Raw genomic sequence first — 12898 nt, 5'->3', positions numbered from 1 at the left:
CCGGGCCTTTGTGCATCTGTGAATCAGCGAGTGGCGATTTCTGCCGGTTTCACCACAGCGGGTTTCAGCACCAGCCACAGCGCAATGGCGATCAATACCCCGCCATACAAGTGGGCCATCGACAGCGGCTCATCGAGAAACAGCGCCCCCACAATACGCCGAATGGCGGAATCATGAAGGTCACGGTCATCGATTTCACCGGCCCGATGGAACTCAGCAGGCGGAAGTAAATGATGTAGGCAAACGCAGTGCAGCCCAGCCCAAGGCCCAACAGCGACAGCCAGACATTCCAGCCACCCCAGCTCACCGGCGGCGCAGTGATGACGCTGTAACCGAACAGCGGCAACAGAAACAGGGTCGCACCGAGCATGCTGCCCAGCGCCGACAGACGACTGTCGAGCCCGCCGGCCTGATCCAGCCAGCGTCGGGCGAGAAACCCGGCGAAGCCGTAGCAGGTGGTCGCGAGCAGGCAGGCGACCGCGCCCATCAGCAGGTGCAGATCGAACGCGACCGGGCCGGCGCGGGTCAGCACGCCCACCCCGAGCAGGCCGAGGAACACCCCGGCGAGTTTGGCCAGCGTGAGTTTTTCACTGAAGAACAACCCGCCGATCAACACGCCCATCAACGGCGTGGTGGCATTGAAGATTGCGGAGTACCCGGCCGGAAGCACCTGGGCGGCGACCGAATACAGCGTCGCCGGCACGCCGGAGTTGATCACGCCGAGCAACATCACAGTCTTGAGCTTGCCTTTGAAATCCCAGCTGATGCGCATCAGCCCGAGGATCACCAGCAAGCCGACGGCGGCGATTGAAACGCGGAAGAATCCGGTCGGAACCGTACCGATCGCGGGAGCGATGATGCGCATGAACAGGAAGCTCGCGCCCCAGATGGCAGCCAGCGACAACATGCGGAAAATATCGACAGGGCTCACGGGCCACTCCTTCCTTGATCGGGACGAGAGTGTTGCCGAGGGCCCCGGCGATGGCAACCGCTAATCGGGCATTTAATTGTCTGATCAGATCACGAAGCGCGTGACCAGTGCGTTCAGGTCGACGGCCAGGCGCGACAGTTCCTGACTGGCGGCAGACGTCTGGGTGGCGCCGGCAGCAGTCTGGGTCGACAGATCGCGGATGGTCACCAGGTTTTCGTCGACTTCCCGGGCCACCAGCGCCTGCTGCTCGGCGGCGCTGGCGATCACCAGGTTGCGCTGGTTGATCTGCGAAATCGACGCGGTGATTTTCTCCAGAGCCTGGCCGGCGCTGTTGGCCCGGCGCAGGGTGTGGCTGGCCTGCTCGGCGCTGTTTTGCAAGGCGCCGACGGTGGCACTGGTGCCTTGCTGAATGCTGCTGATCATCAGCTCGATTTCTTCGGTGGAGTTCTGCGTGCGCTGGGCCAGCGAACGGACTTCATCGGCAACCACTGCGAAGCCACGTCCGGCCTCGCCGGCGCGCGCGGCTTCAATCGCAGCGTTCAGAGCCAGCAGGTTGGTCTGCCCGGCGATGCCGCGAATCACCTCCAGCACCTTGCTGATGTCTTGAGCCTGAGTCGCAAGGCCCTCGGCCTGTTCGGATGCGCCGAGCACCGCGCTGAACAGTTCCTGAATCGAGCTGATGGTCTCGCTGACCTGCACATGCCCGTGCTTGCTGTCCTCGTTCGACGCTTCGGAGGCCTGGGCACTGGACACCGCATTGGCGGCCACTTCATCCACCGCCGTGCTCATCTCGGTGACCGCCGTGGCGGCCTGCTCGATCTGGTCATTTTGCTGTTGCAGGCCGCGGGTGCTCTGTTCCATCACCGAACTCATTTCCTCGGCGGCGGAGGCCAGTTGCTGGGCCGACTCGCTGATGCCGCGAATGGTCGAACGCAGATTGCCCTGCATCTCGGCCAGAGCCGTGAGCAACTGCGCCGCTTCATCACGACCGTCGCTGTCGATGCGACCGCTGAGGTCTCCCGAAGCAATCCGCCGTGCGACGTTCAGCGCCTGATTGATCGGCGTGGTGATGCTGCGTGTCAGCAACCAGGCCAGCAACAACGTGGCAATCAGGGCGATGACGATGATCGTGGCGACGATCCACAGCGCCTGCTGGTACATCGCCGCCGCGGACTTGGCGGCGGCATCCGCACCTTGCTGATTGAGGCTGATCATTTGCTCCAGCGTCTTGTCGAGCACCGTGCCCTGGGGCGCCAGTTCAGTGCTCAGGCGCGCGTAGGCTTGTTCGTTTTGTCCGGCATCAAGCTGTTTGATGATCTGGTCGAGGATGCTCAGGTACTTGGCGGTGTCGGCGCCCAAGCCTTCCAGCATCGCCCGTTCCTGATCGTTGGCAATCAGGGCCTTGTGATCGTCGAGGCGCTTGAGCAATTCCTGACGTTGCGCCGTGAGAAGGCCCTTGCTGCGTTCGCGAACGGCAGCCTGAGTACTGGTGATCAGGCGCAGGGATTCGAGACGAATACTGGCAATGTTCGCCGCTGCGTCATGGATGCTTTCGATGCTGGGCATCCACGATTCCTCGATCACCGCCGCGCTCTCGCGCAAGGTTTTCATCTGGCCCAGACCAAACAGGCCGACCACCAGCAGCAGACAGGCCAGAACGGCAAAACACAAACTGGCGCGCAAACCGATGCGCAGATTCCGGATAGACATCAATGTGCTCCTTGGGGATTGGGGGAGAGGTCGTCCTCGTGGGCCGAGGATCTTGTTGTGAGGCGGGTGATGGCGGGGTGTATATCAAAGTGCCACTATCTTGGTAAGGCCAGTCGCTGGATTGAATGCACAGGCATGACAAGCCGGGCAAAAGCGCAGGCTAGAGATGTGGCTACTTAATTGGATCCGAAACCCAGACAAATCGCGGGCTGGCGCTCAACGGTGAGGAGAACCTGAAAGACGTTTATTGACCGAACGGTCGATTAAAAAAACTTTGATAAAAACTGTGTCGCTGTACAACCCGCAAGAGCATTTGGCAGAAATTGCGCTTCTCCTGCGCCCGCTTCCGTGGCTAAGCTCAGGCCTTCGAGCACAGATTCTCCAATTCCCGCAGAGGTCTCATCTATGCCGCAGCAATGGCCAGCCACCGACATCGCCCGTCTGATCCTCGATGGCTTTGACGATTACCGCGAGCATTTCCGGCGGATCACCGACGGCGCCCGGGAGCGCTTCGAGCAGGCCCGCTGGCAGGACACGCAAACGGCGTCGGCGGCGCGGATCAACCTCTACGAAGAAAAGGTCGGTGAAACCGTCGCCCGTCTGCGCGAGTACTTCGAGCCGGACACCTTGATGGACGTCACCTGCTGGCCGCTGGTGAAAAGCGCCTACATCAGCATCATCGACCTGCGCTTCGACGATGAACTGTCCGAGACCTGGTACAACTCGATTTTCTGCGGCCTGTTCAGCCACGACCTGATCAGCGACGGCTGCATGTTCATCCACACCACGCGCCCGAGCCTGCGCCGGGCCCGGGCCGCACAGACCCGCACCTATAAGCCGCAAGGGCAGATTTCGGCCATGCTCGCGAGCATCTTTGCCGATTATCGCTTCAGCGAGGCCTACGCCGATTTGCCCGGCGACTTGCAGCGTCTGGAAGCGCAACTGCGCGAGAACCTGCCGGACTGGGTGTGCAAGGACCCGGAACTGAGCGTCGAGCTGTTTTCCTCGGTGCTGTACCGCAACAAGGGCGCGTACCTGGTCGGGCGGATCTACACCAACGACGATCAGTGGCCGCTGGTGATTCCGCTGCTGCACCGCGAAGGGCGCGGGATTCAGATCGACGCATTGATCACCGACGAAGCGGAGGTGTCGATCATCTTCTCCTTCACCCGTTCGTATTTCATGGTGGATGTGCCGGTGCCGGCGGAGTTCATTGGCTTCCTCAAACGCATCCTGCCGGGCAAGCACATCGCCGAGCTGTACACCTCGATCGGTTTCTACAAGCACGGCAAATCCGAGTTCTACCGCGCCCTGATCAACCACCTGGCCAACACCGATGACCAGTTCATCATGGCGCCGGGCGTGCGCGGCATGGTCATGAGCGTGTTCACGCTGCCGGGCTTCAACACCGTGTTCAAGATCATCAAGGACAGGTTCTCGCCGTCGAAAAACGTCGACCGCGCCACGGTGATCGAGAAGTATCGATTGGTGAAAAGCGTCGACCGGGTAGGGCGCATGGCCGATACCCAGGAATTCGCCGACTTCCGTTTTCCCCTGAGCAAATTCGAGCCGGCGTGCCTGGCGGAGCTGCTGGAAGTCGCGCCGTCCACGGTGTCGCTGGAAGGTGAAACCGTGCTGATCCGTCACTGCTGGACCGAGCGCCGGATGACCCCGCTTAACCTTTACCTGGACAACGCCAACGAAGCCCAGGTGCGCGAAGCGCTGGAGGATTACGGCCTGGCGATCAAGCAACTGGCGGCGGCCAACATCTTTCCCGGCGACATGCTGCTGAAGAACTTCGGCGTCACCCGCCATGGACGGGTGGTGTTTTACGACTATGACGAGATCTGCTTCCTCACCGAAGCCAACTTTCGCCACATCCCGGCACCGCGCACGCCGGAGGACGAAATGGCCTCCGAGCCTTGGTATTCGATCGGGCCTCTGGATGTGTTTCCGGAGGAATTTCCGCCGTTCCTGTTTGCCGATGCAGCGCAGCGCAAGCTGTTCGATCAGCTGCATGGCGAGTTGTACAACGCCGATTACTGGAAGGGATTGCAGGAGGCGATTCGGGCGGGGAAAGTCATCGATGTCTTTCCATATCGGCGAAAGGGCCTTGATAACGAATAAAGCAGCCGCGAGCCGCAAGCTACAAGCCTCAAGTCAAAGACCGCATTCAACTTGCGGCTTGTAGCTTGCCGCTTGTAGCTGCTTTTCTGCGACAATCGCGTCCTTGCGCCACTAGACGACCGAATTGCGTACCCGATGACCGACGAATCGCCCTCCATCGACAAACTGCTGAAAAACCTCGATCACGCCATGCTCGCCGACCGCCACCGGCTGCGGCGGCAGTTGCTTGAGCTGCGCAAGAAACCCGACGAGGCCAAGCTGGCCCAGTGGGTGGCGCGCATGCAGGCGTCCTGCGATCAGGTGCTGGCGCGCAAGGCCAGCCTGCCGGTGATCCGTTACGACGACAGCCTGCCGATTGCGGCCAAGCGTGACGAAATCAAGAAGGCCCTGGAAAAGCATCAGGTGCTGATCATCGCCGGTGAAACCGGCTCGGGCAAAACCACCCAGTTGCCGAAAATCTGCCTGGAAATCGGTCGCGGCCAGCACGGTTTGATCGGCCACACCCAGCCTCGGCGGATCGCAGCGCGCAGCGTGGCCAGCCGGGTCGCTGAAGAACTCGGCACGCCGCTGGGCGCGCTGGTCGGTTATCAGGTGCGCTTCGAAGACCAAAGCGATTCGAACACCCTGATCAAACTGATGACCGACGGCATCCTGCTGGCGGAAACCCAGAACGATCGCTACCTCGAACGCTACGACACGATCATCGTCGACGAAGCCCACGAACGCAGCCTCAACATCGACTTCCTGCTCGGTTACCTGAAAACCCTGCTGCCGCGTCGCCCGGATCTGAAAGTCATCATCACCTCGGCGACCATCGATCTGGAGCGTTTCTCCAAGCATTTCGACGATGCGCCGATTGTCGAAGTGTCCGGCCGTACCTTCCCGGTTGAAACCTGGTATCGCCCGCTGACGCTTGAGCAGGACGAAGAGGGCAACCGTGTCGAAGACGACCTGACCGTCGATCAGGCAATCCTCGCCACCCTCGATGAAATCGCCGCGTACGAGCGTAGCGAACGCCGCAGCCCCGGCGATGTGCTGGTGTTCCTGCCCGGCGAGCGCGAGATTCGCGACGCCGCCGACATGCTGCGCAAGGCCCAGATCAAACACACCGAAATCCTGCCGCTTTACGCTCGCCTGTCACCGGCCGAGCAGCAGCGGATTTTCCAGTCGCACCCCGGCCGTCGTGTGGTGCTGGCGACCAACGTTGCCGAAACCTCGCTGACCGTGCCGGGCATCCGTTACGTGATCGACAGCGGCACCGCGCGCATCAGCCGCTACAGCTATCGCGCCAAGGTCCAGCGGCTGCCGATCGAAGCGATTTCCCAGGCCAGCGCCAACCAGCGTAAAGGTCGCTGCGGCCGGGTCGAGCCGGGTATCTGCGTGCGCCTGTACAGCGAAGAGGATTTCCTCGGTCGTCCGGAATTTACCGACCCGGAAATCCTGCGCACCAACCTTGCGGCGGTAATCCTGCAGATGCTCCATCTGCGTCTCGGCGAGATCACCGATTTCCCGTTTATCGAGCCGCCGGACGGCAAGGCGATCAGCGACGGTTTCAACCTGCTGCAAGAACTCTCGGCGGTGGATCGCAACAGTCAACTGACCCCGCTCGGCCGCCAGCTGGCGCGCCTGCCGGTGGACCCGCGCATGGGCCGCATGCTGCTTGAAGCGGCAAAACTCGGCAGTCTGCAGGAAGTGCTGATCGTCGCCAGTGCCATGTCGATTCAGGACCCGCGCGAGCGTCCGCCGGAGCGTCAGCAGGCCGCTGACCAGGCCCACGCTCAGTGGAAGGACGCCGATTCGGACTTCGCCGGGCTGGTCAATCTGTGGCGCGGTTTTGAAGAGCAGCGCCAGGCGCTGACCGCCAGCCCGCTGCGCAACTGGTGCCGCAAGAATTTCCTCAACTACCTGCGCCTGCGCGAGTGGCGCGATTCCCACCGTCAGTTGAGCCTGATCTGCCGCGACTTGCAGCTGAGCCTGAACAAAGAACCGGCGGATTATCCGAAGCTGCACAAAGCGGTGCTGGTCGGCCTGCTCAGCCAGATCGGCCAGAAAACCGAGGACGGCGATTACCTTGGCGCCCGTCAGCGGCGGTTCTGGATTCACCCGTCGTCGGGCATCGGCAAGAAACGCCCGCAGTGGGTGATGACCGCCGAACTGGTGGAAACCACCAAGCTTTATGCGCGGATGGTGGCGAAGATCGACGCCGACTGGATCGAGCCGCTGGCCGGGCACCTGATCAAGAAAAACCACTTCGAACCGCACTGGGAGAAGAAGCGCGGGCAGGTTGTGGCGTTCGAACAGATCACCCTGTTCGGCCTGATCGTGGTCGGTCGCCGGCCGGTGCATTACGGGCCGGTGGACCCGGTGGTCTCGCGAGAACTGTTCATCCGCGAAGGCCTGGTGCGCGGCGAGATTCAGTCCCGGGCCAAATGCCTGACTGCCAACAAGCAATTGCTCGAACAACTCGACGAACTGGAAGCCAAGGCTCGTCGTCGGGACATTCTGGCCGACGAGGAAACCCTCTACGCGTTCTACGACGCGCGACTGCCGGCGGAGATCCACCAGACCGCGACGTTCGACAGCTGGTATCGGGTCAACAGCCAGAAAGATCCGCAACTGCTGATCATGCGCGAGGAAGACGTGCTGGCCCGCGAAGCCAGCGAAGTCACCGCCCAGCATTATCCTGACACGCTGCACATCGGCGATCTGGAACTGGCCCTGAGTTACCACTTCGAACCGAATCACCCGCGCGACGGTGTGACCCTGCGTGTGCCGGCGCCGCTGTTGCCGATGCTGCCGCCGGAACGCCTGGAATGGCTGGTGCCGGGACTGATCGAGGCCAAGTGCATCGCGCTGGTGCGCAACCTGCCCAAGGCTTTGCGAAAAAACTTCGTGCCGGTGCCGGACTTCATCAAGGCCGCGCTGCAACGCATGACCTTCGCCGAAGGTTCGTTGCCGCAAGCGCTGGGTCGCGAACTGCTGCGCATGACCGGCGCGCGGGTCAGCGATGAAGCCTGGGCCGAAGCGGCGCAGCAGGTCGAAAGCCACCTGCGGATGAACCTGGAAATCGTCGACGGCCAGGGCAAGTTCCTTGGCGAAGGCCGGGATCTGGCCGAACTCACTGCACGTTTCGCCGAAGCCAGCCAGGCCGCACTGGCGGTGCCGCAAAGTGCGAAAAGCCAGCAACCGGTGGAGGCCAAGGTCTTCGCGCCGGTGGCGGAAAAGACTCAGCAGAAGATTGCCGGGCTGTCGATGACGGTCTATCCGGCGCTGGTGGAGGAGGGCGGCACGGTCAAGGAAGGTCGTTTCTCGACACCGGCCGAAGCCGAGTTCCAGCATCGCCGCGCCTTGCAACGTCTGCTGCTGCAGCAACTGGCCGAACCGGCGAAGTTCCTGCGCGGCAAGTTGCCGGGCCTGACCGAACTGGGCCTGCTGTACCGCGAACTGGGGCGGGTCGATGCGCTGGTCGAAGACATTCTGTTGGCCAGCCTCGACAGCTGCATTCTCGAGGGCGAAGACCCGTTGCCGCGTGATGGCGCAGGTCTGGCGGCACTGGCCGAGCGCAAGCGCGGCAGCTGGACCGAACACGCCGAGCGCGTGGCACGCCTGACGCTGGAAATCCTCAAGCTCTGGCACGGTCTGCAAAAACGCTTCAAGGGCAAGATCGATCTGGCTCAGGCCGTGGCGCTCAACGACATCAAGCAGCAGCTCAGCCATCTGGTGTATCCGGGCTTCGTCCGCGAAACGCCGATGCTCTGGCTCAAGGAGTTGCCGCGTTACCTGAAAGCGGTCGAGCAGCGTTTCGAGAAGCTGGGCGCGCAGGTGCAGAAGGATCGGGTCTGGAGCGGCGAGCTTGCCGGGCTCTGGACGCAATACCAGACCCGCGCTGCCAAGCATGCCCAGGAAGGCAAGCGCGATCCGCAGCTTGAGCTGTATCGCTGGTGGCTGGAGGAGTACCGGGTTTCGCTGTTCGCCCAGCAGTTGGGGACGAAAGTACCGATCTCCGACAAGCGGCTCAACAAGCAATGGACGCAGGTGGAACCCTAGCGAGTGCCTGATCGCTCCCACGCTCTGCGTGGTAGCGCTTCCCCGGACGCTCTGCGTCCGTTTTTGGGACGCGGAGCGTCCCTGGCTGCATTCCCACGCGGAGCGTGGGAACGATCAGCAAAAGGCGCCAAAAGCCAAGGTTTATGGCAAACTTCGCGCCTATAAACGCCGGCCCCGCGGTTTTGAGCCTTCTCAACTGCGGGCGAGGTCGGAATAAAGCGATGCCAGGTTTTTGCGTCCCTGATACGGGAATGGACCCTTTGCGTGTTGGCACGTCGGTGCCAGCACTTTCTGCCTGAACAGATTAGAGAAACGACCATGCATAACGTCGTCATCAGCGGCACCGGCCTGTACACCCCGGCCAACAGCATCTCCAACGAAGAGCTGGTGCAGTCTTTCAATACCTACGTCGCCCAGTTCAATGCGGACAACGCCGAAGCCATCGCCAACGGCGAAGTCCAGGCCCTGACCGAGTCCAGCGCCGCGTTCATCGAAAAAGCTTCCGGCATCAAGAGCCGCTTTGTCATGGACAAGGACGGCATCCTCGACCCTGCGCGCATGGCGCCACGCCTGCCGGAGCGTTCCAACGACGAATGGTCGGTGCTCTGCCAGATGGCCATCGGCGCTGCCGAACAAGCCCTGCAACGTGCCGGCAAAACCGCCGCCGACATCGACGGCGTGATTGTCGCCTGCTCCAACCTGCAGCGCGCCTACCCGGCCATCGCCATCGAAGTCCAGGAAGCGCTGGGCATCCAGGGTTTCGGTTTCGACATGAACGTGGCCTGCTCGTCGGCGACCTTCGGCATCCAGCAAGCGGCCAACACCGTGCAACTGGGTCAGGCCCGGGCGATCCTGATGGTCAACCCGGAAGTCTGCACCGGTCACCTGAACTTCCGTGACCGCGACAGCCACTTCATCTTCGGTGACGCGGCCACCGCCGTGATTATCGAGCGCGCCGATCTGGCCACCTCCAAGCACCAATTCGACGTGGTCAGCACCAAACTGCTGACCAAGTTTTCCAACAACATCCGCAACAACTTCGGCTTCCTCAATCGCGCGGCGGAAGAGGGCATCGGCGCCCGCGACAAACTGTTCGTGCAGGAAGGCCGCAAGGTGTTCAAGGATGTCTGCCCGATGGTCGCCGAACTGATCGGCGAACATCTGGAAGAGAACAAGCTCAACGTCGGTGACGTGAAGCGCTTCTGGCTGCACCAGGCCAACCTGAGCATGAACCACCTGATCGTGCGCAAGTTGCTGGGCCGCGAGGCCACCGAAGAAGAAGCCCCGGTGATTCTCGACACCTACGCCAACACCAGCTCCGCCGGTTCCGTGATCGCGTTCCACAAATATCAGGACGATCTGGCGGCCGGTTCGCTGGCGGTGCTGAGTTCGTTCGGTGCCGGTTACTCGATTGGTAGCGTGATTCTGCGTAAACGCTAAGAGCGAGTTCATTTCCTCTTAATCGCGCTGACGTTTCCTACATCCGAATCGGCGCGAACGCTGTAATTTTCGAAACTGGCGGCAGGAGAGATCCTGCCGCTATCATTTTCGGAGTCAGGAAAAGGGGATTGATGGATGGCGGTTGACGACACACAACTGCTCGAGCGGTTGTTGGCAGGTGAACAGAAAGCCTTCAAGGAACTGGTCAGCACCTATCAAAGCCCCATGCGCGCGGTGGCCTACGCGATTGTCGGCCAGCGCCATGTCGAGGAAGTGGTGCAGGATGCCTGGCTGTCGGTGGTACGCAATATCGGCCGTTTCGAGGGGCGCTCCAGTCTCAAGACCTGGCTGCTGACCATCACCGCCAACTCGGCCAAGAGCCGCTACAAACTCAATCGTCGCGAAGTGTTGCTGGATGATCTGCCGTCCCCCCACGGCACCATCGACGACAATCGTTTCTCTCCCGGCGACGGGCACTGGCTTGTCGCACCGTTCGCCTGGCACCAGGACACGCCCGAAGCGTTGCTGACAGAAGGCGAGTTGCGTGAATGCCTGGAGCATACGTTGCTCAGTCTCTCCGAACTTCAGAGCAGTGTGCTCACGCTGCGCGAGCGTCAGGGGCTGGAGCTGGAGGAGATCTGTAATCTTCTGGAGATCTCGCTCTCCAATGTCCGCGTGTTGCTGCATCGGGCACGCTTGAAGGTCTTTGCGACCGTGGAGCATTTTGAGGAGACGGGAGAATGTTGACCTGCAAGGAGCAAGTGGCGCGATCCAGCGATTATCTCGATGGCCAGTTGAGCTTTCGCGAGAAGTTGATGGTGCGTCATCACCTGATGTTCTGCCGCAATTGCCGGCGGTTCATTCGCCAGATGCGTTTGATGCAGGCGACGTTGCGAGCGATGCCGCAAAAGCCTGAAGAGGGCGTGGACGCGTTGGCAGAGCAGCTGGCAGCGCTGCGGCGCAAGGACAGTCCCTGAAAACACAGCCTGGCGCGACCGCAGCGAACGGATGATGGGGATCGCTGCGGCCGCGCCAGTCTGTTGAAGCCGCTTCAAACGATGGAACCGGATGTACAACCCATCGTTTGAAGTCTGTTGCCGGGTTGCTTAGAACTTCGCTTCCGCGTCCAGCTGCAGGGTGTTGGTGTCTGCATCACGCTGGGTACGGCTGGAGAAGTCGGCCTTGGTCAGGAAGTAAGTCGCACCGATGGCGAAGTTCTTGTCGATGTCGTAGCCGACCTTGAACTTGTGGCCACGGGAACCGGTTGTGCCGTTGGCGAAGTCCGAATCGGTGAAGGCGCCGACCACCGCGTTGCGCTGCACGTCACGATAGTTGTAGTCGAGGTTCAGGCCGAAGACTTTCGACTTGGCACCTACCAGCCACGCGGTGTCCTGATCGGTCACTGCATCGTTGTTCTTCACGTACTGACCGTAGAACGACAGCGGCATTGGCAGGCCGCCGATGTCGACCTGGCTGAAGCCTTCGTACAGACGGAATTCGTTGTCTGCCGAGTTACCGTTGACGGCCAGGGCGCACGGCGTGGAAGTGCCGGTGCAACGGCTGTCTTCGTCGTTCTGGTAGGCGTAGACGCTGCCGCCCAGGGTCAGTTTCAGGTTGTCGGTGATGGCGAAGCGGCTGCCCAACTGGCCGGCGGTCAGGCGCAGGTCGTGACGGAATTGCACGCCGTCGCCGTCGACGTTGTCCTTGAGGTTGTAGTTGCCCAGGCTGCCGAACAGCTCGACGCTGCTGCCCAACGGATACTTGTAGGTAACGGCCAGACCTTCCGGGTTGATGTCGCTGTCCCAGATCACGTCGCCCATGCTCACCCACGGTTGCAGCATTTTGCCGCCGATGATGTGCAGGTTCTTGATCTGATCCGGGTGGTAGTCGATGTAGCCCAGGTCGAGCCAGATTTGCTTCTTGTCGAAGTAATTGTCCTGGTCCTGGTTGGTCGAACGGGCGTCGTCGCCGCCGCCGGTGGCGATACGGATGCCGGTGTCGACTTGCGGGTTGATCTCGGTGTACGCACCCAGACGGGCACGGATGCGCTGGCGATCCTTGTCGCGGCCGCCGTTGTTCGGCTCGCCATCGATCTTGATGGTTTCCTGACGGATACGCACGTCACCCTTGAACTGGGTCTTGGCGGCCCAGGCCAGTTTCTGGTCGAAACTGCTGAGTTCGTTGGTTTTCTTCGCGGTCGCCGCGATTTGCTCGTTGGTCTCCTGCTGCGCCTGCCGCGCGATTTGCTGGGCCTTCTGATCCTTGGCCAGTTCGGTTTGCAGTTCTACGTACTGCGCCTGGGAAATCGAACCGTTAGCCTTGAGCATGTCGAGCAGTTTGGCGTCGACTGCGGCACTGGCCGGAACACTCATGGCCAGCAACAGGCCACCGCACAGGGCCGCCGCAGTTTTCGTGGAAGCAAGACGCATAGCAATCTCCGAAGATGAAGGGGATGGCTGAACCATCCTGGGCACAACCGACGGTTTGACGGTCGGAAAACAGTGTCCGGGTAGAACCCGGCGCTCTAAAAACAGGCGCCAGTATCGCGATGGTTTATGACAGAGCAGTGGCACGATGATGGCAGGTTGATGACGATACAAAGCTGCCGTGAACTATTGATTTAGAGCGCTGTCGCGTAATCGG

Annotated in this window: 7 protein-coding genes and 1 pseudogene; 5 read left to right on the top strand and 3 right to left on the bottom strand. The window is 61.3% G+C overall.

Annotated elements, in window-relative coordinates:
* Positions 1-23: 23 nt before the first annotated feature.
* Both CAF80_RS01845 and CAF80_RS01840 read right to left on the bottom strand, forming a co-directional pair.
* Positions 24-931, bottom strand: a pseudogene (locus tag CAF80_RS01845) (DMT family transporter).
* 84 nt (positions 932-1015) lie between these two features.
* A complete protein-coding gene (locus CAF80_RS01840) occupies positions 1016-2641 on the bottom strand; it encodes a methyl-accepting chemotaxis protein (protein ID WP_085666756.1) in 1626 nt (541 codons plus the stop codon).
* Between the two features lie 405 nt (positions 2642-3046).
* Here CAF80_RS01840 and aceK point away from each other — a divergent pair, with 405 nt between their 5' ends.
* The 5 genes from aceK to CAF80_RS01815 all read left to right on the top strand — a co-directional run bounded on the left by aceK (position 3047) and on the right by CAF80_RS01815 (position 11232).
* A complete protein-coding gene (gene aceK / locus CAF80_RS01835) occupies positions 3047-4768 on the top strand; it encodes a bifunctional isocitrate dehydrogenase kinase/phosphatase (protein WP_085666755.1) in 1722 nt (573 codons plus the stop codon).
* A gap of 135 nt (positions 4769-4903) precedes the next feature.
* The gene (hrpA, locus tag CAF80_RS01830; RefSeq protein WP_085666754.1) at positions 4904-8815 is read left to right on the top strand and encodes an ATP-dependent RNA helicase HrpA; all 3912 of its coding nucleotides are present in this window, start codon (positions 4904-4906) and stop codon (positions 8813-8815) included.
* Between the two features lie 318 nt (positions 8816-9133).
* On the top strand, positions 9134-10255 hold the full coding sequence (locus CAF80_RS01825) for a beta-ketoacyl-ACP synthase III (RefSeq protein WP_039772601.1): 1122 nt from the start codon (positions 9134-9136) through the stop codon (positions 10253-10255).
* 135 nt (positions 10256-10390) lie between these two features.
* The gene (locus CAF80_RS01820; RefSeq protein ID WP_064594197.1) at positions 10391-11002 is read left to right on the top strand and encodes an RNA polymerase sigma factor; all 612 of its coding nucleotides are present in this window, start codon (positions 10391-10393) and stop codon (positions 11000-11002) included.
* The gene (locus CAF80_RS01815) at positions 10996-11232 is read left to right on the top strand and encodes an anti-sigma factor (protein ID WP_039772598.1); all 237 of its coding nucleotides are present in this window, start codon (positions 10996-10998) and stop codon (positions 11230-11232) included. The genes CAF80_RS01820 and CAF80_RS01815 overlap by 7 nt, the downstream gene beginning before the upstream one ends.
* 129 nt (positions 11233-11361) lie before the next feature.
* Here CAF80_RS01815 and CAF80_RS01810 read toward each other — a convergent pair whose 3' ends face one another.
* Complete coding sequence (locus CAF80_RS01810) at positions 11362-12684, bottom strand: putative porin (protein ID WP_085666753.1); 1323 nt, start codon at positions 12682-12684, stop codon at positions 11362-11364.
* Positions 12685-12898 lie beyond the last annotated feature (214 nt).

The organism is Pseudomonas sp. B34(2017) (assembly GCF_002112915.1).
Taxonomy (GTDB): domain Bacteria; phylum Pseudomonadota; class Gammaproteobacteria; order Pseudomonadales; family Pseudomonadaceae; genus Aquipseudomonas; species Aquipseudomonas pharyngis.
This window is presented reverse-complemented; position numbering and strand designations above follow the sequence as displayed.